Raw genomic sequence first — 20,924 nt, forward strand, 5'->3', positions numbered from 1 at the left:
CTGTCAATTCGCGTACGGTGAGCAGATGCACCCCACCGTTCGCCGATTGCTCGAGACCCGCGCTCTCGACCTCCGCCTGCTGGCAGGGGGCTCGTCCGACCGGCTCAGCGCACCGATCTCGTGGATCCACAGCTCCGACCTCGCCGACCCCACGCCGTTCCTCGACGCCGGCCAGCTCGTCCTGACTACTGGCACCCAGTTCGACCCGGCCACGGTCTCTTCCGCCGACTTCGACGCCTACGTCGAACGGCTCATCGCCCACGGCCTCGTCGGCATCGGGTTCGGTACCGAAGTGATCCGCGCGGGCACCCCGCCCGAACTCGTGGCCGCGTGCGACCGATTCGACATGCCGCTCTTCGAGGTCCCGTACCGGGTGCCGTTCATCGCGGTCATCCGCACAGCTGCCGATCTCATCGCCGAAGCATCCCACGCCAGGGACACCTGGGCGCTCAACGCCCAGCGTGCCATCTCCTTCGCCGCGCTTCGGCCGGATGCCACGTCGGCGATTCTCAAGGAGCTCTCCCGTCAGCTGAACCGCTGGGTCGGCCTCGTGGACTCGCGCGGACACCTCGCCAGGGTCTTCGACGAGTCATCCGCCGTCCCTGCGCTTGCCGGGGACGGCGCCCTCGCCCGGGTGGTGCTCGAGGCGGAACGCCTGATCGGTCGCGGGCAGCGGTCGAGTTCGACGATCAGTGACGAGGCGGGCCAGATCACGCTGCAGACGCTCGGCAGGAGGGGTGCACTTCGAGGTGTTCTCATCATCGCCGGGGATTCGCCGCTGGACGCCGCCGACCAGACCGTCGTGACGAGCGTCATCGCCCTGACCGGGCTGGCGCTGGAGCAGAACCGGGAGCTCGGGCGAGCTCGAGGTCGCCTGCGCAGCGGGCTGTTCCAGACCCTGCTCGAAGGCAATGTCGCGCTCGTTCGCCGGATCGTGCAGCAGATGGGCGGGGAGCTCCCGCCCGAACCGGTGGGGTTCGTTGTCTTCGAACCGACTGCTGCAGGCAGGGAGGGCCTGTTCGGAGACCTCGAGGCGCGTGACGCCGAGTTCGCCGGCGACCTCTTCTTCGCGGCGAGCGACAGCCGGGTGGTTGTCGGGGTGGCAGCGGATGCCGCCGCTGACCTCGCGTCCGAACTGAGCCGGGTGCACAGGCTGTCGGCCGGGGTCTCCGATCCACTGCCCTGGAGCGAGACCGCCACCGGGGTGAGCCAGGCGTCGCAGGCGCTCGGCCGGGTACTGCGGGAGTCTGCGGCTGCCGCAGAACCGGATGCCTCGCCGCGCGACGGCGTGGCATCCGTCGCCGTCTTCTCGGAGGTGGCGGAACGCGGGCTGGCCGCGCTGCTTCCGCACGCCGATGCGGTCGAGGTCGCGCGTGCCCTTCTCAGGCCGGTGCGGGATCACGACGCCGAGCACGACACAGAACTACTCACCGACGTGCGGACCTGGCTCGAGCACAACGGGCAGTGGGACCCGGCCGCGCGGTCCCTCGACATCCACAGGCACACGCTCAAGAACCGGGTCGCGCTTGTCGAACGCCTCACCGGGCGGTCGCTCGCAACCGTGGACGCGCGCACGAACCTCTGGCTGGCGCTTCAGTTCGGGGAGTGAGCCGTCGTGATCGAATCGGTCGGTCCCGAACGGCTATCGGCGAGATCGATCGGTCCGGAACGGTCGCTCACGGTCCTGCCGAATCGCCTTTTCGGACCGATCAGCCTCGTGGTCGGTCGCCGGGCGGATGCCGTCAGTCGAGGTAGGCGGACGCCCAGCGCGTGATCTCGTCGTACGCGGCCGCACGCACCGGCCGCCGCGACAGCAGCACGTCGTGCAGCGCGCCGTCGATGCGCGCGACCGTCACGGTCGGGGCGAGTCTCAGCGACTGCTCGGCGATCTCATCGACGACGAGCACGATGTCGCTCGAGAGCATCTCGGGTGTCCAGGTCGCAGAGAGCGTCGAGCGGGCAGAAAGCAGGGTCAGCACAGGGACGGAGATCGACAGCCCGGCGGCGACCCGGTTGTGCCCGGCGAGCACGGCGGCGAGCCAGGCCGGGTGGGCTGCGAAACCGCGCGCAGGCCGCCAGTCGGTGTTGTAGTCCCACTCCCCATCCATCGTCTTCGACACAGCCCGGGTGTAGAAGCCGAGGTCGACGTTGGGCAGCTGCCCCCTCGGATCGAGCCTCGCCCCGATGTTCGCGAGCGGGGCGATGGCCCGCCGCCCGATCGCGCCTGCCTGGAACTCGAGCCACGGGCTGTTGAGGACGAGGGCGTCAGCGCGACCGGGATTCCTGTCCGCCCACAGGCTGAGTGTGAGCCCCCCGGTCGAATGCCCCATCAGCAGCAGGCGCCTGGACGCCCTGTCATCACCTGGGCCATGGCCGATGACGGAGAGGGCAGCGTCGATGTCCTCGTCGTACACGCTGAGGCTCGTCGCGTAACCCGGGCTGTGGCGCGGTCGCAGGCTGCGGCCGTATTTCCGCAGGTCGAGTGCGTAGAACCGGGCACCCTGCCCGTGCCAGAACTCCGCAAGCTCCTTCTGGAAGAAGTAGTCGGACCAGCCGTGCACGTAGAGCACGTCCCAGCCGCGGGCAGGACCGAACACGGAGCGGATGCCACCGAGAGGAGGCTCCCGTCGCCGCACGAGGGTCGCGACGGTCTCCCCCTCGACATCGTCCTCGAGGACGAGGGTTCGTTGCTCGAACGGCTCACCGAGAACGTCGGGGACCCAGTGGTCCCCTGGCGATCGCTCGGCGCCGGCCACCGGGTGCTACCCCTGAGGCGGGAGTGGCTGCTGGGGCTGCGCGGCCGGCTGGACGTAGCCGGGAGCCTGCGGCTGGACGTAGCCAGGAGCCTGGACAGGCGCCTGAGGCTGGACATGTCCGGGTGCCGGGTATCCCGGCTGCTGGGCGGGCTGCTGAGGGGCGTAGCCCTGCGGCTGGCCGGCGTATCCCTGCCGGCGCGGCGCGGCAGGCAGCGCGCGGGCGACGAACACGCCGAGCGCGAAGAATGCACCGTACGTCAGGCCGGTCGTGATCGAGCCGAAGATTCCCGCGCTGATGATCGCCTGGACGAGGTACTGTCCGCCGTTGATGACCGACCAGATGAAGTTGAGGACGAGCAGGGCTGCTGCGCCGACGGACGCGGCGATCGCGAGCCGCTTGATCAGGTCCGCCGCCGAGACGGCTTTGGCGAACGGCGCGATGTACAGAGCGCTCAGACCGGCACCGGCGATGAAGACCAGAGCGATGAAGATGCTCCAGACCAGGCCGAAGATCTGCTCTCCCCGAAATCCGTAGACCGCGGTGCCGATCGTGGAGAGGATGCTCGTGGCGACGGCGATTCCGATAACGACAGCACCGCCGAAGAGGATCTGCCTCACGACCGCTTTGTCAGCCGTCGGCCGCTGCGCCTGCGGGTATCCGGTCGGGGCGCCTTGCGCCTGCTGGTCGTACGGGGCCTGGGGACTTCCTGCGGTCGACATGCCACCACCCTATCGGGGCACGGCAAGCCGCCACATGATCGGACGGGTCTCAGCCGCGGGCAGCCTCGGCCCGGGAGATCGCCACCATCTCGTCGCGAGGAACGACCTTGACCCTTGCCCGGCCGTGCGGCTCGCCGAGGGCGATCTCGTGCTGGTCGAGGTTGTGCCAGCCGTCGAGGTCCGTGTATGTGACTCCGCGGGAGTCGAGCAGGTCGAGAATGGCCTGCTCCTCCGGCGCCTCAGGACTCCACCAGCTGCCTTCGCCGTTGATGACGTGCTTGATCGTCTCCATGGCATCCGACTTGGTGTGTCCGATGAGCCCGACAGGGCCGCGCTTGATCCAGCCGGTCGCGTAGACCCCTGGAACGATGTCGTTGCTGCCCTTCCTGAGCGCGACGCCCTCACGGTTGGGAATCACACCGTGCTTCTTGTCGAACGGGATGCCGTCGAGCGGCGACCCGAAATAGCCGACGGCGCGGTAGATGGCCTGGATGGGCACCTCGCGGATCTCGCCCGTCCCGACGACGCCGCCCTCGGCATCCGGGCGGGTGCGCTCATACCGGAAGGCGGCGACGCGGCCGTTCTCGTCGCCGACGACCTCGAGAGGCTTGGCGTAGAAGTGCAGGTGCAGCCGCCGCGAAGCGGTGCCAGTGGGGCGCTCGCGCCATTTCTGCAGGATCTTGTCGATGACCATGACCTGCTTGTTGCTGGCGATCGCGGTCTTCGACGCGTCGTCGTAGTCGAAGTCCTCGTCATAGAGCACCATGTCGACGTCATTAAGTTCGCCGAGTTCGCGGAGTTCGAGCGGGGTGAACTTCACCTGCGCAGGGCCACGGCGTCCGAAGACGTGGACGTCGGTGACAGGGGAGGCCTTGAGCCCCTCGTAGACGTTCTCCGGGATCTCGGTGGAGAGCAGGTCATCCGCATGCTTCGCGAGCATGCGTGAGACGTCGAGCGCCACGTTGCCGTTGCCGATCACGGCGACCGACCTGGCGGTGAGCGGCCACTCGCGGGGAACATCCGGGTGGCCGTCGAACCAGCTGACGAAGTCCGCGGCGCCGTAGGATCCCTCGAGGTCGATGCCCGGGATGTTCAGGTCGGCGTCGCGAACGGCACCCGTCGCGAAGATGACGGCGTTGTAGTGGCGCTTGAGGTCGTCGAGGGTGATGTCCGTGCCGAAGTCGACGTTGCCGAAGACCCGGATGTCGCCACGGTCCAGCACCTCGCGCAGGGCGTTGATGATGCCCTTGATCCGCGGGTGGTCAGGTGCGACTCCGTAACGGACGAGTCCGTACGGGGCCGGCAGTCGGTCGAAGAGGTCGATCGACACATCGAACTTGCGTTCGGCCTTGAGGAGGATGTCCGCTGCGTAGATCCCAGCGGGTCCGGCGCCGACAATCGCGAGTCTCAACTTGGTCATCTGCGTCTGGTTCCTTACTTGCTGCGGTCGACGATCGTCTCCGCAAATCGAGTGAGTGCCTGCTTCACGGGGCCGTCAGGCAGCGGGTCGAGTGCTGCGACGGCCTCGTGCGCCCAGCGATGGGCTTCGGCGAGGGTACGGATGGTCACGGGGTGCTGGCGCAGTTCGGTGATGGCTGCGGTGAAATCGGCGGATGCCTCACCGTCCGTCCCCTCTGCGGCCTCGGCCTCGATCCGGGCGAGGAGAGCTGCCGCGTCTGCGTCGGTCTCGGCCAGAACACGGAGGTGGATGAGCGGGAGGGTGGCGACACCGGCACGCAGGTCGGTGCCAGGTACCTTTCCGGTCTCTTCGGGCTGCGGCGACAGGTCGATGACGTCGTCGATGAGCTGGAAGGCGATGCCGATCTTCTCGCCGTACTCGACGACGGGCGCCTCGAATGAGTCGTCGGCGCCGGAGAAGATCACGCCGGCCTGCGCGGCGGCCGCGATGAGCGATCCGGTCTTGTCTGCGAGCACCTGGAGGTAGTGCGTTTCAGCGTCCTCGCCGTCCTGAGGCCCCACGGTTTCGTGAAGCTGACCGAGGACGAGTCGCTCGAACGTGTCGGACTGCAGGCGGATGGCACGTTCGCCGAGACCGGCCATGAGCTGGCTGGCGCGGGCGAAGAGCAGGTCACCGGTGAGGATGGCCACCGAGTTGCCGAAGACGGCGTGTGCGCTGGGCACACCGCGCCTGCGGTCGGCATCGTCCATGACGTCGTCGTGGTAGAGCGAGGCGAGGTGGGTGATCTCGATCGCCTCGGCCGCGGTGATCACATCGACGGTGTTCCCCCCGCCGAGCTGGGCGGTGAGGAGGATGAGCATCGGCCGGACGCGCTTGCCGCCCGCTTCGAGCAGGTAGCGCGTCGAGGCATCCGCGACGGTGTCGGCGAAGATCAGTTCCGAATCGAGCCCACGTTCGATCTGCTCGAGGCCGTCGTCGACGGCGGCGAGCAGTTGCCTGGTTTTGGGCGAGGCGAAAATGCGGTCGGTCTGGCCCAGGTGGCTGGACAGGCTGGTGGCACGCCGCGTGGCACTCGGATTCACATGGTCTAGCCTACCTGTGCCTGCACCGGCGATTATTTCTCTTCGATCCCCCACGGCGACCCGTAGCCGCGAGGGGCGTCGGCGGCGAGCAGGTCGAGGAACGGCCGGGCGTCGAACGCTTCAGGGCCGCGGACCCCTGTGCCCTCCCAGACTCCCGTTGCGAGGAGTTCGAGGGCGATGACGGGGTTGATGGCCGTCTGCCAGACGACGGCCTGCGAGCCGTACTCGGCCATCGATTCCTGGTTGTCGACGACGTGGTAGATATACGTCGACCTCGGCTTGCCGTCCTTGCCCGTCCCGCGCACCCACACGCCTGCACAGGTCTTGCCGTGCATCCGGTCGCCGAGCGTCGCAGGGTCTGGGAGCGCTGCCGCGACGAGGTCACGCGGCGCGACCTGGACCCCCTTTACCGTGATCGGGTCCGTCTTGTCGAGGCCGAGCGTGTGCAGCACTTTGAGCACGTTGATGAACTCGTCACCGAGGCCATACTTGAAGGTGACCCGCTTCGCCTTCGTCCAGCGCGGCATGAGAAGCACCTCTTCGTGCTCCACGTTGACGCATTCCACCGGCCCGATGCCCTCGGGGAAGTCGAACACCTCAGGTTCGCTGAACGGTGGCGTCGTGAACCAGCCGCGATCCTTCTCGAAGATCACCGGCGGGTTCAGACACTCCTCGATCGTCGTCCAGATGGAGAACGACGGGGCGAAGTCATAGCCGTCGACGGTGAGGTTGGCGCCATCACGGACCCCGAGCTCGTCGATCTCGGAGAACAGCTCGTCTTCGGCGTACCGGGCGAACACGTCGGACAGCCCGGGCTCCACGCCGATCCCGACCAGCGCGAGCCGACCGGCATCCGCCCACATCGTGTCCTGCTCGAACTGCTCGTCACCGAGCTTCACCCCGGGGAGTTCATGCGGTTTCTCGGGGTGGGGGTGCGACAGGCTCATCGCCATGTCGAGGTAGACGGCGCCGCCTGCGAAACACCCGTTGAAGATCGGCATGACGAAGCGTGGGTCGACGGCGTTGAGCACGTGGGTGATGTCGTGCTCGCGGATCAGCGCAGCCACGGCATCGGCGTTCGACGCGTCGATCTGGGCGGCGACGAGTCTGTCATCTCCGACGTCGGCGACGAGCGCGTCCGGCCTGGCCGGGTCGTAATCGGCGATGACGAGCTTCTCGAAGAAGTCGCGGCGGACGGCGATGCGGACGGCGGCCGAACCGACCCCGCCGGTGCCGACGATGAGGATGCGCATGTGCTGGATCTCCTTAGGTCAGTCCGCCGTCGATGGAACGCCCATAGGTCTCAGGGGTTTCCGGGACGAGGACGGCGGTGTCCCGGTTGAGGCTTTCGCCACGGAAGAACGGCTTCGACCCGGGGAACGCCCACCAGATGAGCATGAGGACGACGCCGAAGGCGAGCGACCCCACCCCGATGACGAACGTACCGCCGATTCCGAGGAGCACGGAGTAGCCGTACTCGACGTCGTACATGTCGATGCAGGACTGGATGAACGCGTAGGCCAGCATCAGGCCGCCGAGCAGCGGGAACAGTCCCTTGAAGAAGAAGTCGCGTGCCGACCTGAAGAGGTCCTTCCGGAAGTACCAGAAGCAGGCGAAGCCGGTGATGCCGTAGTAGAACGCGATGGCCAGGCCGAGGGAGAGGATCGAGTCGGCCAGGATGTTCTCCGAGATGAGCGTCATCCCGACGTAGTAGACGATCGCGACGATGCCCATCACCAGGGTCGAGAACGACGGCGTGTGATACCGAGGGTGCACCACGGAGAAGCGGCGCGGCAGGGCCTTGTATGCGGCCATCGCCAGCGTTCCGCGCGCGGTGGGGAGGATGGTCGTCTGCGTGGACGAGACGGCGGAGACGAGCACGGCCACGACGAGGATCCACGCCCACGGCCCGAGGACGAGGTCCTTGAGAGCGAGGAAGACGTCGTTGGCGTTGTCCTCGTTGTTGAGGCCGGCACCATCGGTCCCGAGCCCGGCGTACGACATGGCGGCCACGGCGACGGTCACATAGGTGACGAGGAGGATGACGGTGGTCACGAGGGCGGCGAGGCCTGGGATGCGTTTCGGGTCCTTCGTCTCCTCGTTGAGCGACAGGCAGGTGTCCCAGCCCCAGTAGATGAAGAGCGCCAGAAGCACGGCCTCGATGAAGCCGGAGTAGTCGGTGAAGCCGAACGGGTTGAACCACTCGAGCGAGATCGGTGTGGCGTTCGGTGCTGTTCCGTTCGCCACGTGGATGAAGGCGACGACCACGAAGAGCAGCAGGGCCGCGTACTGGACGGCGAGGAGGATGTTCTGGAGTCGTTCGCCGAACTCGACGCCGCGGTAGCTCACCCACGTCATCAGGGCGATGAACGCCACGCCGGTGGCGGTGACGAGCGGCACGTTCGACGCGAGGGATCCGTCACCGACGAGCAGCCAGAGGTACTGGCCGCCGATCTGGGCGAGGTTGGCGAGCACGACCATGCCTGCGACGGCGACGCCCCACCCGCCCATCCAGCCGACGACAGGTCCGAAGGCCTTCGTGCCCCAGGTGAACGCGGTGCCGCAGTCGGGCACGGCGCGGTTGAGCTCGCGGTACGCGAAGGCGATGAAGAGCATCGGGATGAAGGCCACGATGAAAGCGATGGGTGCCTGCGCACCGACCGCGAGCACAACGAAGCCGAGGGTAGCGACCAGCGAGTAGACCGGGGCGGTGGACGCGAGTCCGATCACCACGGATCCCCACAGGCCGAGGGTGCCTGCTGCCAGGCCCTTTCCTTCGCCGCCGGGGGCGGCCGGACGCGAAGCATCCGTTGATCGGGTAGTCATGCCCGAAAGCTACTGCCGCGCGGATTCACGTGTCAATGGTTGCCTGCGGGCATTCTCACAACAGTTTCCCCCGGCCATAGACGCAATCGGATGCTCGGGGGAAGATGGGAGGCGACCTGCGGCGAGCGCCGCACAGGCGGGAGGAGCCGGAATGCTTCGAGGACTCAGCACAGTCGTCCTGTTCGCGGATGACATGGACAAGGCCCGGGACTGGTACACCGAGGTACTGGGGATCGGACCGTACTTCGCCCGACCGGAGGGGGGCCCGCCGGCGTACCTCGAGTTCCGGATCGGCGACTACCAGCATGAACTTGGGCTCCTCGACCGGCGCTATTCGCCCCACGGCGCAGCCAGTGATCCAGGTGGGGTGATCACGTACTGGCACGTCGACGACGTGGAAGGCGCCATGGAACGCCTGCTCTCGCTCGGTGCGACACTGCACGAGGAGATCACGACGCGCGGGCCGGGGTTCGTCACGGGGTCCGTCATCGACCCGTTCGGCAACATCCTCGGAGTGATGTACAACGCGCACTACCTCGAGATCCTCGAGTTCCGCAGCGGATCGATGCTGGGCGAGTGATGGTCGCAGACCAGGAGACCCTGCGGTTCGATGGGCCGGATGACTTCCGCCGGTGGGTCGAGGAGAACCAGGACTCGTCGCCTGGCGTCTGGCTGGTGCTGGCGAAGAAGGGTTCGGGGCAGACGACGGTCACCTATGCCGAGGCCCTCGATGTGGCGCTCGCCTACGGCTGGATCGACGGTCAGGCACGGCGGATCGACGACGCCACCTACGTGCAGAAGTTCACACCGAGGCGGGCGAGGAGCCCCTGGTCGGCGCGCAACGTGCGGACGGCGGAGGCGATGATCGCGGACGGCCGGATGAAGCCGCGCGGGCTGGCCGAGGTGGAGCGGGCGCGTGCCGACGGGCGCTGGGAACGGGCATACGACGGGCCGAAGACGGCCGAGCCCCACCCCGATTTCGTTTCGGCGCTGGAGAAGAACCCTGACGCTGCCGCATTCTTCGAGACACTCAACAGCCAGAACCGGTACGCCGTGTACTACCGGATCCAGGATGCCAAGCGCCCCGAGACCCGCGCCAGGCGGATCGAGCAGTTCGTCGACCGGCTCGCCCGCAAGGAGAAGTTCTACGAGTGACGGTCGGCGTCTCGGGGGATCTGACTGCCCGGTTGCGGGCGGCAGGGTGTGTGTTCGCCGAGGAGGAGGCCGAGCTGCTTCTCGAGGCGGCGCCGGATGCCGTCGGGCTGGACGCTCTCGTCGCGCGCCGCACGGCCGGGGAACCACTCGAGTACATCCTCGGCTGGGCGGAATTCTGCGGCCTGCGCATCCGTGTGGAACCGCGCGTCTTCGTTCCCCGGCGGCGCACGGAATTCCTCGTGGGACTCGCGACCGCGCTCGCCGCGGAGGCGGAGCATCCGAGGGTCGTCGACCTCTGCTGCGGTTCTGGGGCGATCGGCGCCGCGCTCACCGACCGGGTCCGCTCGATCGATCTCTACGCGACCGACATCGACCCGGACGCCGTCCGTTGCGCCCGCTCCAACATCTCAGGGCAGGCGTTCCAGGGCGACCTCTACGACGCCCTCCCGCGCGGGCTGCGGGGAACCGTCGACCTGATCGTGGCGAACGCCCCGTACGTCCCCACCGAACACATCGACACCATGCCGAGGGAGGCGCGGCTGCACGAAGCGCGGGCGACCCTCGACGGAGGACGCGACGGGCTCGACTTGCATCGACGGATCGCACAGGAGGCATCCGCGTGGCTGCGCCCCGGCGGCCGCCTGCTCATCGAGACCAGCGAGGGGCAGGCCGATCGCACGGCCGAGATCGTCGCGCGGGCCGGTGTGCACGCAACTCTCGAGCACTCGGACGCGTTCGACGCCACGGTGGTGACGGGGATGCTTCACTGACCTTCGAGCTCGCGAGAGTGCAGTTGCGCACCCAAGATTCACCCGGAGTGCTTTTTTGAGGTCGAAACTGCCATCTCGCGGGTTGAGCGGCCCTCAGCGCCGCCAGTGCGACGGACGTGAGACGGATGGCGGCAGGAGGGTCCTGGCATCACCCTGCGCTGCGTTGACCTGGAACTGGGTGAGGAACAGGGTCGACGCAAGATCCGCTCCCCCGAGCTCGGCGTCGCGGAAGTCCGCCCCGATGACGTCGGCGAACGACAGGTCACAGGATCGGAGGTCGGCGCCGATGAGCCAGGCGCCGCGCAGGTTGGCGCCGCGCAGGTCCTGACCCGCGAGGTGCGCTCCCATGAGGTCGGCTCCCGGCTGGATGCCGCCGGCCGCTTTCGAGACCGCCACACCCGCCCGCACAAGCTCACTCGCCCGGTGGAGGATCGGCGCGATCTCGCCGCGGTATTCGTCGAGGTCCAGGGAGAGGATTCTGTCGGCGGAAGCACTGGTGAGCGCTTCCGTCTGCTCATACGCGCGCTCCAGATCGTCACGGATCGGAGCCGTCTGCGGCATCCCGATGGCTCCGTCGAGGTACCAGAGCAGTTCCTGAAGCTGGCGGACGAGCGGGAACACACCGAACATCTCCCGGCGAACGTCGGCGTCGTCGCGCCAGCCCGTACCTCCGAACGTGTGCTGGGTCACCTTCTGACCGGCGCCGAAACAGTCGAAGACCGTGCAGCCTTTGAAACCGCGCTGCCTCAGCTCGGGGTGGATCACACAGAGGTAGTCCTCAGCGAGATTCACGCACGGTTCGCCTGCATCCTTGGTGTAGGCGAAGTCGGCGGATCGCGCGAACGCCAGAGCCACGCAGCACAGGCCGACACAGCGGGAGCAGTCGGCGCGGAGGTCGTCGCGGCGGGAGACAGGGGTCAACGGGATCAGGTCCATAACACGCCTCCTTCGCTCCCCTCCAGTCTGCCATCAGGACGGTGGGTAACCGGGAGCACCGGGGCGGGGGATCGCTCAGAGGAGGGCGTCGAGAATCCGTGAGCCGAGCGGTGTGAGCAGCAGCACAAGGACGCCCACGTTCGCGCCCACCGTCGCAACGAACGGCACCATGAACGGCCGCTTCTTGAGCTTGTGCCGGAGGAACTGCTGGGCCAGGATCGCGCCGGGCCATCCGCCGACGAGGCCGAGGCCGAGCAGTGTGTTCTCGGAGATCCTCCTCCGACCTGCGACGGCGGCGGACTTGTCCACGGCATAGACGATGAAGCAGAGGATGCTCATGCCGAGGTAGAGAAGCGCGACCCAGTCGGGGACCGCCCAGCGAGCATCCGCCACGAGGAGGGCGGCGATGAACGCGACGACGATCGCGATCCCGACGATCACGCCCGCCTGTCGGGATGCCCGCGACTGGCGTGTGGAGGTGGCCGGCCGTGAGGTCATCCAGCGATGCTATCGGCCCGCCTCGGTCGCGAGCGCTGGGGTGATCAGGCGCGGGGCTTTGTGCCGCGGTGCAGCGCGACGATGCCACCGGTGAGATCGCGGTGCTTGACCTCGGTCCAGCCCGCTCCACGCAACCAGGAGGAAAGCTCAGCCTGGGCCGGCCACGCCTTGATCGAGTCGTTGAGGTAGTCGTATGCGTCGGGGTTGGAGCTCGAGAACTTGACCAGCAGCGGCGTGACGCGCTTCAGGTAGAAGTCGTAGAGCCCCTTCATGACCGGGTTCGGCGGCGTCGAGAACTCGCAGATGACGATCCTGCCGCCCGGCCTCGTGACGCGGAACATCTCGGCGATCGCCTTCTTCGGCTCGACGACGTTGCGGAGCCCGAACGAGATGGTCGTTGCATCGAACTCGTCGTCGGCGAACGGGAGATCCGTGGCATCCGCCTCGACGAACTGCATGTTGCGCACGCGACCGAACTTCTTGCGCCCGACCTCGATCATGCCGGGGGAGAAATCCGCGGCGATGACGGTAGCACCAGACTTGGCGATGGATGCGCTCGAGGTCCCGGTGCCGGCGGCGAGGTCGAGGATGCGGTCGCCGGGGTGCGGATCGACGGCCCGCGTCGTCGCGACCCGCCACAGCTGGTCGTTGCCGACGCTCATCACCGTGTTCGTGCGGTCGTAATGCGTCGAGACCTGGTCGAACATGGCGGAAACCTGCTGGGGCTGCTTGGAGAGATCTGCCTTGTTCATCCTCTCAGTCTACGTCCGGGGGTGCACCGGCCGATGGCCCCGGGCAGGGCCTTGCGCTCGGCCCACGCCGAGTGCTGTCTGCGCCGGCCAACGCCCGCTACGCTGGCGACACGACCAGACGGCAGACCGGCGAGACGAAGAGGAAACCGCATGCTTCAGATGCGTCCTAACTGTGAATGCTGCGATCGCGATCTGTCCCCCTGCGTTGCGAACGTGCTCATCTGCTCGTTCGAATGCACCTGGTGCGAGGACTGCGCCGCCACGTTCCCCGGCGGCCGCTGCCCCAATTGCGGAGGAGACCTGACCGTGCGACCGACGCGCGCGCCGGAGAAGCTGACGACCAACCCGGCATCCACGACCCGCGTGCTCAGCCCGGACTGCCTCGGAGCCCGCTGAACATCAGCCGACCGCCGGCTGGGTGCCTCGCGCCGAGGCGTACGCTTGGGGGGTGACTCAACCCGGCACACTCGCATCCTCCGTGCAGCATTTGATCGTCGAGACCCACAAGGTCGACGATGTCCGCTCGCTCATCGCCCTCGTCGACCCCCAGCGCCCCCTCCTCTGGCTGCGCAAGGGCGCCGGTCTCGCCGGCATCGGTGAAGCGCTGCGGCTCGAATTCTCCGGCCCGACCCGGATGAAGGATGCCGCGACCGCCTGGCGGGACGTGGCCGCAGCGGCCACCGTCACCGACCCGCTCCGGATGCCGGGCACGGGGCTGGTCGCATTCGGCACGTTCGCGTTCGCCGACCGATCGGCACAGTCGAGTGTGCTGATCGTGCCGCAGATCGTTCTCGGACGTCGCGACGGAGTGACCTGGCTCACCCGGATCCGGGTGGGCGGCGAGCAGCAGGACGCCGTTTCGCCTGAACTCCAGGCGACGGCGTTCGGACCCGAGTACCGCGTCACCCTGACTCCGGGTGCCGAGACCGCCGCCGGTTTCCAGACGCACGTGGCGCAGGCTGTCGCCAGGATCCTCGACGGTGACCTCAGCAAGGTCGTTCTGTCGAGAGACCTCACCGGTCGCATCCCCGCTGACGCCGACCTCCGACGCGTCGTCTCCGATCTCGCGCTCGGCTACCCGGACTGCTGGACGTTCGCCATCGACGGCCTGATCGGGTCGAGTCCCGAGACACTCGTCGGGGTGCAGGACGGTTCGGTCACCGCCAGGGTCCTCGCCGGGACGGCCTCTCGCGGCGCGGACGCCGAAGCGGACCAGCAGGCGGCCGTCAACCTCGTCACCAGCACCAAGGATCAGGACGAACATCAGTTCGCCGTGCAGAGCGTGCTGGCGTCGCTCCGGCCGCACACCTCACACGTGCTGACCAGCGAGATGCCGTTCACCCTCAAGCTGCCGAATCTCTGGCACCTTGCGACCGACATCGAAGGCACACTCACCGACGACGCCACGTCGCTCGACCTCATCGACGCGCTGCACCCGACGGCCGCGGTCGCCGGATCGCCGACGCCTGCCGCCGTTGCCCTCATCGCCGAGCTCGAGCCGTTCGACAGGGGCCGGTACGCCGGACCGGTCGGATGGGTCGGCGCGGACGGCGACGGCGAATGGGCCATCGCCCTCCGCTGCGCCCAGGTCGAGCCGGGCGGTGACGTCACGGCGTATGCCGGCGGCGGAATCGTCGGCGAGTCCGTTCCGGACAAGGAGCTGACCGAAACCCGGATGAAGTTCCGGCCGATCGTCGACGCGTTCGGTTAGGTCGCGGCCAGCCGGGCCTTCTGCTCGGCCACATCGAAATCTGCCGGTGGCCACTGCGGGTCGATCTCCGTCAGCGTGTCGATGAGCAGGCGCTGGACAGCTACCCGTGCGTACCACTTCTTGTTCGCCGGCACGACGAGCCAGGGCGCCTCGTCCGTCGAGGTCCGCTCGAACATCGTCTGGAATGCAGCCTGATACTCCGGCCAGTGCTGCCTCTCGTCGATGTCTCCCGGGTTGAACTTCCAGTGTTTGTCCGGCCGGTCGATGCGCTCAGCGAGGCGCGCCTTCTGTTCGTCGGCGCTGATGTGCAGCATGACCTTGATGATCCGGATGCCGCGGTCGGCGATTTCCTTCTCGAAGTCGAGGATGGCTCCGTACCGCCGTTCGATCTCCACGGGCTCGACGAGTCCGTGCACGCGCGCGATGAGGACGTCTTCGTAGTGGGATCGGTCGAACACCCCGATGAAGCCAGGCTCGGGCAGGCGTTTGCGGATCCGCCAGAGGAAGTCGTGCTGGAGCTCTGCCTTCGTCGGCGCTTTGAACGCCGCGACGGTGACACCCTGCGGGTCGACGGAGCCGACGACGTGCCGCACGATGCCGCCCTTTCCCGCGGTGTCCATCGCCTGCAGGACGAGCAGAACGGCATCCGTCGCCTCGCCCTTCGATGCGGCGAACAGCCGCTCCTGTTTCTCGTCCAGGTCGAGGGCGGCGGCGGCGAGTTCCGCCTTGCCTTTCTTCTTCCCGCCGAGAAATCCGGGCGTCGAGTTCGCGTCGACGTCGGCCAGTGTGAAATCGCTGTCCACGCGGAGGAGTTCCGCACAGGACTTCTCCCACGCCGTTTCTGTTTGCCGCTTCGTTGAGGTCATTGGCTCATTGTGGCGGCCGCACAGCCGATGCTCAATGCCTTGCGGAATCCCGCGCGGTGTCAGCGGTCGAGCGGGACCTCGATGAGAACGCCGGATGTCACGGGGGCCGTGAGCGCCTGGTCGAGGTCTCCCCTCGTGGTCGCCTTCACGTACGACCAGCCGTACGCGGCGGCCAGCGCGGCCAGGTCGACCCGCTGCGGCGTGTAGAGCACCCGGTCGAAATCGGCGTTCTCGGTGGACTCGGCCACCTCGAGGCCGTCGAAGATCGTGCCTCCGCCGTCGTTGCCGACGATCACCTGGATCCTGGGCGTCATCTCGCCCATACCGCCGAGCAGCGCTCCGGCGTCATGGAGAAGTGTCAGGTCGCCGAGCAGGACCCGGGTGACTCCAGCACCATCGACCTGGCTGGCGATGGCGATCCCCAGGGCTGTGGCCACGGTGCCGTCGATGCCGGCGAGTCCCCGGTTCGAGTGGACCTGGATCTTTTTGCCGGGCACGGCGGCGTCGACGTCTCGAATCAGTCGCGATGCGCCGAGCACCAGGCGGTCGTGCGGCCAGGTGGCTCCCCAGACGGCGAGGGCGAGCATCCGGCGGTCGATCCGAGCCCTGACGGCCGCGAATTCACCCTTCACGTAACCGAGGCGGACGGCGGGGTCAGACGAATGGGCGGCCTCGAGGTCGGGGGCGACGTCGTGGGATTTCTCGTCGGAGATGGTCCGTGATGCCTGGACCCAGGATCCGATCCAGGCGCGATCGATGCTTCCGTCGACGATGGCCGCTGCGCCGACGATATGTGCTGCGCGGTGACCGGGGTTGTAGACCTCGTCTCCGGTCGGGGCGACGACGACGACCTCGACGCCGTCGCGGGTGAGAAGGGCGGGCACTTCGCGGCTGAGCGTGGGGTGCCCGAACACGACGGCCCGCTCGACCTGGCCTCCGAAGTCCGGATCGGCGAGCAGCTCACGGTAGGCCACGATGAGGTTCCTGCCGAAGCGCGCTCCGCTCGACACCTCGGCGAGCAGCGGCCAGCCGCCGGCGTGGGCGAGGGCTTCGGCCACGGGGCCTGCGCCATGGCCGGCGATGACGACGGTGCGCTTGCCACGTTCGAGGAGGATCCCTGGCCGGGTGATCCTGGACGTACGGGCAACGGGAGTGCCCGTCTGCTCAACCCGGTCGAGCGCGGCGATCGGCGTCGACAACGGTTCGCGCAGTGCGAGGTTGAGGTGAACGGGCCCAGGGCCGGCCGGGCCGACACCGACGGCTGCATCGACGGCAAGCCGGGCGAGGGTCCTGGCGGATGCCGCATCATCGACCTCACCCATCGGGGCGGGCACATCGCGGGTGAAGCGCACGGCGACACCGAAGATGCCGGCCTGGTGGGTGGTCTGATTCGAGCGGATGCCGCGGAGTTCGTCAGGGCGATCGGCGGTGAGCAGGAGCAGCGGGACGCCCGAGTGGTTCGCCTCGAGAACGGCGGGGTGCAGGTTGGCGACCGCCGTGCCGCTTGTGACGATCACGGCAGCGGGCGAACCGCTCTCCACGGCGAGACCGAGGGCGAGGAATCCGGCCACCCGCTCGTCGATGCGCACGTGGAGCCGGATCGAGCCGGCCCGTTCCAGGGCCGCTGCAGCGAGCGAGAGCGCCTGCGACCTCGAGCCAGGGCAGACGACGAGGTCCTGCACGCCGAGGCGCACCAGTTCCTCCAGGAGAGCGACGGAGTACGTGGTTGCCGGACCGGCGTCAGGCATCCGTTCGGCCCGAGTCGTCGGGCGTGTGGCCAGCCGTACCGTCCGGGGTGTCGTCTGGTGTCGGTGTCGGCTTGCCGGTGGCACCGGGGTCTGGAGCGTCTGAATCGAGTGCGGCGAGTTCTTCCTCGAGGCGGCGGATTCGTTCATCCTGCTCGTGGTCACGGCCGAGGGTGCCGATGAACGCCGGGTCGTCATCGGGAGCGAGGCGCGGCTTGGCCTCGTGCCCGGCGCGAGCCCGACCGATGACGAACCAGAGGATGACGCCGAGGACGGGGAGCAGCAGGATGATGACGATCCACGCGGGCTTCTTCAGCCCACGGACGCGGTTGGCGGGGATCACGGCGCAGTCGATCACCGAATAGATCGTCACGACAACGAGAACGACCGCCAAAATGATGAACCAGCGCATAGCTTCATCGTAGCCCGCCGTTCTGGGAACTTGCCCCCTGTCGCCGGGCAGGCCCGGGCTCCCTCAGCCGCGCCCGTTTACACTGGGAGGGTGAAACGCATTCCCCCCGTCGTGTACTACACGGTGCTGCGCCTGGCCGCATTCGCCATCCCGCTCGTCATCCTGCTGTTCCTCGGGATCGAGCCGTGGATCGCGACCGTGCTCGCCGCACTGATCGGGCTGAGCGTGTCGTACATCTTCCTCCGCACGCCCCGGGAGGCCGTCTCGCGTGACCTCTACGACCTCCGGCACGGGTCGAAGGGCAAAGCCAGCGGTGACGAGGACGCTGAGGATTCGGTGACGGATGCGGCGGCATCCGCGAGGGACACCACCTCACCCACCGACCGCTGAGGCTACTTCCAGAACGCCCAGAGCAGCGCGAGCCCGTACAGCAGCTGCACGAGACCGGTGAGCTTGAGCGCGAGAACGAACTCCTTCGCACTGCGCGCTGTGGCCACGATGATGACCGCGGGCAGCGCCGCGAGGAGCCCGAACAACGCGAACCACGCGATCGGGTAGAAGAACGCCAGCCACACGGCGATTCCGAACGGTGCGAGCACGCAGACGATGTAGAGCGCACGGCTGGCCCGTCCGCCGAGCAGCACGGTGAGGGTTCGTTTGCCGGCCTCCTCGTCCTGGGCGATGTCACGGATGTTGTTGACGATGAGGGTGGCCACGGCGATGAGTCCGACGCCGACCGCGCCGAGCCAGGCCTCCTGGTTGAGCGTGAAGGACTGCACGTACGCCGTGCCGAGGGTTGCCACCAGTCCGAAGAACACGAAGACGAAGAGCTCGCCGAGTGCGTTGTATCCATACGGGCGGCGGCCACCGGTGTAGAACCATCCGGCCAGGATGGCGACGGCGCCGACGGCGATGAGCCACCAGAGTCCGGTGATGACGGTGAGGACGAGGCCGGCTACTGCAGCCACTCCGAAGAAGGCGAGGGCGACGATGAGAACCGTCTTCGGCTTCGCCCGTCCGCTGCCGACGAGGCGGAACGGTCCTACGCGGTGGCGGTCGGTGCCGCGGATGCCGTCTGAATAGTCGTTGGCGTAGTTCACGCCGATCTGGAGGCTGACAGCGATCACGAGGCAGAGCAGGGCGCGCACCCAGTGGAACTCGCCCGGGTCGTTGGCAACGGTGGCAGCGCCGGTTCCGACGAGCACAGGGGAGATCGACATCGACAGTGTGAAGACACGTGCACCGGCGACCCAGTCGCCGAACGTCGCCGGGCGGATCTTCTCGTACGGCCGTGCGGCCGGATTGCCGCTCCTGCCCTTGCCCTTCGGCCTGGCACCGCTGGGTGACTGTGGGGCCGTCGGCCTCTGCTTCTGAGCTGCCACGGGGCAACCTCCCTCTGTTCCGCGAGAAGCTTACCCGGCATCCGCCTGCCCGTTCTCTCAGAGCAAACACGAACCGACTGGACATTTTCGCGGCGATTATTAATATGGCTTCCAAGTTGAGTCCCATCGACTCAACTCTGACAACCCACAGAGACAACGAACAAGGAGGATCTCTCAGATGGCACTGAATTTCGACCCGTTCCGCGACCTCGACCGCGTCACCGAAGCCATGCTCGGCGCACGCCAGGGCCCGCGCCTGATGCCCATGGATCTCTATCGTGAAGGCGACCACTACGTCCTCTCGGCCGACCTCCCCGGTATCGATCCCGGATCGGTCGACATCGACGTGGACGGACAGCTGCTGACGATCCGCGCCGAACGCACTCTCGCCGCCGCTGAGGGCGCCAAGTGGATCGCCCGCGAGCGGATGTCTGGCTCCTTCCTCCGCCAGCTCAACCTCGGCCAGGGAATCGACATCGAGCGCATCGCCGCGAACTACACGAACGGCGTGCTCAGCGTCACGATCCCGGTCAGCGAGCGTGCGAAACCGCGCAAGATCGAGGTCGCGGCAGGCAACGAGCAGGAGAGCCTGACGGTGAAGGAATCGCAGAAGTCCGTCGACGCCTGATCGCGCGGTCGTCACGGCCGGGGCATTCGGCCCCGGCCGTCGCCGTGTGTGAGGGCTAGACCGGGATCGACGGGCCGGACTCGTCGTCCCGCAGAGCCACGGCGACGATCGCGATGATCGCGAGCCGGTCGGGCTTGCCTGAGGGAAGCACGGGAAGCGAATCGAGCCGCAGGATGTGGGCGGGACGCGACGGCTTGCCGAGGGAATCGGCCACGGCATCCGCGATCTCACGGAGCGACGGGTGCGACCCGGTCGTGACGACGACGGGAACCTCGCCCCACTCACGGTGGGGCGCTGCGACGACGACCGATTCGGTCAGGTCGGGCAGCCCGCGGACGATGCGCTCGACGCGGTCGAGCGAAACGTTGACGCCTCCGGAGATGATGACGTTGTCAGCGCGCCCGGTGACGCGGATGCGGCCCTCCTCGACTTCGCCGAGGTCGCCGGTGCGATACCAGCGGAGCCCGTCCGCCACGACGAAGGTGCGATCGGTGAGAGCATCGTCGCCGAGGTATCCCTCGGCGAGCATCGGTCCCGCCAGCTCGATCTGGTCGTCGACGACGCGCACATGCACGCCGGGGAGCGGGACGCCGTTGTAGACGCAGCCGCCCGCGGTCTCGCTCGAACCGTAGGTACGGAAGATCGGGAGCCCGAGCTGTTCGGTGCGTTGCAGCAACTGCGGAGGCGTGGCCTGCCCGCCGACGAGGATGCCGTCGAAACGGCGGAGCGCCATCAGCCCAGCCCTGCTTTCCAGCAGACGGGCCAGTTGCAGGGGAACGAGCGAGGTGTAGTGACGCTCTCCGGTGAGCGAGCGTGCCGCTTCGGCGAAGGCGGCGGGGTCGAACCGGCCGGGCGGAAGGACGACGGGAACCGTCCCAGCGGCGATCGACCGGGTGAGCACCTGGAGGCCTGCGATGTAGTGGGCGGGAAGCGCGAGCAGCCACTGCCCCTGGCCTTCGAGCACCGTCGCGCTGGCCGCAGCGCTGGCGAGCAGGGCGTCGCAGCTGAGCGCCACCCGCTTGGGCACGCCGGTCGAACCGGAGGTTTCGATGACGACGCCGACCGCTTGCGGCACCTGCTCGTCGCTGGAGGTCTCCGGCTCGCTCGTTTCGACGGGCGTGAGCGCCGGGCCCGAGCGGTCCAGGGCGCGGCGTAACTCGACCATGAGGTCGAGTGGTTCCGTGGCCGGCACCCGTACGAGCATCCGCGTCATGGTCTCAGTGTATGACTGCCGTCCACCCACTGATCGAGTGGCGACGGAGGAG

General features: G+C 67.8%; 22 protein-coding genes. 8 read left to right on the plus strand and 14 right to left on the minus strand.

From position 1 onward, the window contains the following. Positions 1-25: 25 nt before the first annotated feature. Entirely contained in the window at positions 26-1,609 is a 1,584-nt protein-coding gene (locus AC1M2K_RS03965) for a PucR family transcriptional regulator (protein WP_480239922.1), read from the plus strand. A 133-nt stretch (positions 1,610-1,742) separates the two neighbouring features. On the opposite strand, the gene AC1M2K_RS03970 is transcribed toward AC1M2K_RS03965, so the two are convergent. Genes AC1M2K_RS03970 through AC1M2K_RS03995 form a run of 6 tightly spaced genes read right to left on the minus strand, consistent with a single transcriptional unit; the run spans position 1,743 to position 8,804 of the window. Next, entirely contained in the window at positions 1,743-2,756 is a 1,014-nt protein-coding gene (locus AC1M2K_RS03970) for an alpha/beta hydrolase (RefSeq protein ID WP_480239923.1), read from the minus strand. A 6-nt stretch (positions 2,757-2,762) separates the two neighbouring features. Beyond that, positions 2,763-3,476, minus strand: coding sequence for a hypothetical protein (locus tag AC1M2K_RS03975; RefSeq protein WP_480239924.1), 714 nt, complete (start codon positions 3,474-3,476; stop codon positions 2,763-2,765). Between the two features lie 49 nt (positions 3,477-3,525). Next, positions 3,526-4,896 (minus strand): FAD-dependent oxidoreductase, encoded by a 1,371-nt coding sequence (locus tag AC1M2K_RS03980; protein ID WP_480238117.1) that lies wholly within the window; start codon positions 4,894-4,896, stop codon positions 3,526-3,528. 14 nt (positions 4,897-4,910) lie between these two features. Continuing rightward, complete coding sequence (locus AC1M2K_RS03985; protein WP_480239925.1) at positions 4,911-5,978, minus strand: polyprenyl synthetase family protein; 1,068 nt, start codon at positions 5,976-5,978, stop codon at positions 4,911-4,913. Between the two features lie 32 nt (positions 5,979-6,010). Further along, positions 6,011-7,231, minus strand: coding sequence for a saccharopine dehydrogenase family protein (locus AC1M2K_RS03990; protein WP_480239926.1), 1,221 nt, complete (start codon positions 7,229-7,231; stop codon positions 6,011-6,013). 13 nt (positions 7,232-7,244) lie between these two features. Continuing rightward, complete coding sequence (locus AC1M2K_RS03995) at positions 7,245-8,804, minus strand: APC family permease (protein WP_480239927.1); 1,560 nt, start codon at positions 8,802-8,804, stop codon at positions 7,245-7,247. Between the two features lie 151 nt (positions 8,805-8,955). Between AC1M2K_RS03995 and AC1M2K_RS04000 the strand changes: the two genes are divergently transcribed. The 3 genes from AC1M2K_RS04000 to AC1M2K_RS04010 are packed head-to-tail and all read left to right on the plus strand — an operon-like array spanning position 8,956 to position 10,729. Next, positions 8,956-9,384, plus strand: a complete 429-nt coding sequence (locus AC1M2K_RS04000) for a VOC family protein (protein ID WP_480239928.1) — start codon at positions 8,956-8,958, stop codon at positions 9,382-9,384. Continuing rightward, positions 9,384-9,959 carry a YdeI/OmpD-associated family protein gene (locus AC1M2K_RS04005; protein ID WP_480238450.1) on the plus strand — a complete coding sequence of 192 codons (576 nt, stop codon included), beginning with the start codon at positions 9,384-9,386 and terminating at the stop codon, positions 9,957-9,959. The genes AC1M2K_RS04000 and AC1M2K_RS04005 overlap by 1 nt, the downstream gene beginning before the upstream one ends. Then, positions 9,956-10,729: a putative protein N(5)-glutamine methyltransferase gene (locus tag AC1M2K_RS04010; RefSeq protein WP_480239929.1), complete on the plus strand. Its 774-nt coding sequence runs from the start codon at positions 9,956-9,958 to the stop codon at positions 10,727-10,729. The genes AC1M2K_RS04005 and AC1M2K_RS04010 overlap by 4 nt, the downstream gene beginning before the upstream one ends. 93 nt (positions 10,730-10,822) lie before the next feature. Here the strand turns inward: AC1M2K_RS04010 and AC1M2K_RS04015 are convergent, their stop codons facing one another. The 3 genes from AC1M2K_RS04015 to ubiE all read right to left on the minus strand — a co-directional run bounded on the left by AC1M2K_RS04015 (position 10,823) and on the right by ubiE (position 12,915). Next, positions 10,823-11,665 (minus strand): pentapeptide repeat-containing protein, encoded by an 843-nt coding sequence (locus AC1M2K_RS04015; protein ID WP_480239930.1) that lies wholly within the window; start codon positions 11,663-11,665, stop codon positions 10,823-10,825. Between the two features lie 75 nt (positions 11,666-11,740). Further along, entirely contained in the window at positions 11,741-12,163 is a 423-nt protein-coding gene (locus tag AC1M2K_RS04020) for a DUF1294 domain-containing protein (protein WP_480239931.1), read from the minus strand. 44 nt (positions 12,164-12,207) lie between these two features. Next, entirely contained in the window at positions 12,208-12,915 is a 708-nt protein-coding gene (gene ubiE, locus AC1M2K_RS04025; protein WP_480239932.1) for a bifunctional demethylmenaquinone methyltransferase/2-methoxy-6-polyprenyl-1,4-benzoquinol methylase UbiE, read from the minus strand. Positions 12,916-13,074: 159 nt separating this feature from the next. Here ubiE and AC1M2K_RS04030 point away from each other — a divergent pair, with 159 nt between their 5' ends. Together AC1M2K_RS04030 and AC1M2K_RS04035 are read left to right on the plus strand one after the other, a co-directional pair. Beyond that, a complete protein-coding gene (locus AC1M2K_RS04030) occupies positions 13,075-13,311 on the plus strand; it encodes a DUF1272 domain-containing protein (protein ID WP_480240800.1) in 237 nt (78 codons plus the stop codon). 52 nt (positions 13,312-13,363) lie between these two features. Then, the gene (locus tag AC1M2K_RS04035) at positions 13,364-14,626 is read left to right on the plus strand and encodes an isochorismate synthase (RefSeq protein WP_480239933.1); all 1,263 of its coding nucleotides are present in this window, start codon (positions 13,364-13,366) and stop codon (positions 14,624-14,626) included. Here the strand turns inward: AC1M2K_RS04035 and AC1M2K_RS04040 are convergent. The 3 genes from AC1M2K_RS04040 to AC1M2K_RS04050 are packed head-to-tail and all read right to left on the minus strand — an operon-like array spanning position 14,623 to position 17,649. Continuing rightward, positions 14,623-15,492: a PPK2 family polyphosphate kinase gene (locus AC1M2K_RS04040; protein WP_480239934.1), complete on the minus strand. Its 870-nt coding sequence runs from the start codon at positions 15,490-15,492 to the stop codon at positions 14,623-14,625. The genes AC1M2K_RS04035 and AC1M2K_RS04040 overlap by 4 nt on opposite strands. 59 nt (positions 15,493-15,551) lie before the next feature. Beyond that, the gene (gene menD / locus AC1M2K_RS04045) at positions 15,552-17,240 is read right to left on the minus strand and encodes a 2-succinyl-5-enolpyruvyl-6-hydroxy-3-cyclohexene-1-carboxylic-acid synthase (protein ID WP_480239935.1); all 1,689 of its coding nucleotides are present in this window, start codon (positions 17,238-17,240) and stop codon (positions 15,552-15,554) included. Further along, the gene (locus AC1M2K_RS04050) at positions 17,233-17,649 is read right to left on the minus strand and encodes a PLD nuclease N-terminal domain-containing protein (RefSeq protein WP_480238129.1); all 417 of its coding nucleotides are present in this window, start codon (positions 17,647-17,649) and stop codon (positions 17,233-17,235) included. The genes menD and AC1M2K_RS04050 overlap by 8 nt, the downstream gene beginning before the upstream one ends. Positions 17,650-17,739: 90 nt before the next feature. Here AC1M2K_RS04050 and AC1M2K_RS04055 point away from each other — a divergent pair, with 90 nt between their 5' ends. Continuing rightward, the gene (locus AC1M2K_RS04055; protein ID WP_480239936.1) at positions 17,740-18,039 is read left to right on the plus strand and encodes a DUF4229 domain-containing protein; all 300 of its coding nucleotides are present in this window, start codon (positions 17,740-17,742) and stop codon (positions 18,037-18,039) included. 2 nt (positions 18,040-18,041) lie between these two features. On the opposite strand, the gene AC1M2K_RS04060 is transcribed toward AC1M2K_RS04055, so the two are convergent. Beyond that, complete coding sequence (locus AC1M2K_RS04060; RefSeq protein ID WP_480238131.1) at positions 18,042-19,031, minus strand: 1,4-dihydroxy-2-naphthoate polyprenyltransferase; 990 nt, start codon at positions 19,029-19,031, stop codon at positions 18,042-18,044. A 178-nt stretch (positions 19,032-19,209) separates the two neighbouring features. On the opposite strand from AC1M2K_RS04060, the gene AC1M2K_RS04065 reads away from it, so the two are divergent. Further along, a complete protein-coding gene (locus AC1M2K_RS04065; protein WP_480238132.1) occupies positions 19,210-19,659 on the plus strand; it encodes an Hsp20/alpha crystallin family protein in 450 nt (149 codons plus the stop codon). Between the two features lie 55 nt (positions 19,660-19,714). Here the strand turns inward: AC1M2K_RS04065 and AC1M2K_RS04070 are convergent, their stop codons facing one another. Then, on the minus strand, positions 19,715-20,872 hold the full coding sequence (locus tag AC1M2K_RS04070) for an AMP-binding protein (protein ID WP_480239937.1): 1,158 nt from the start codon (positions 20,870-20,872) through the stop codon (positions 19,715-19,717). Between the last annotated feature and the right edge of the window lie 52 nt (positions 20,873-20,924).

It is taken from the genome of Mycetocola sp. Y171 (genome assembly GCF_056713165.1).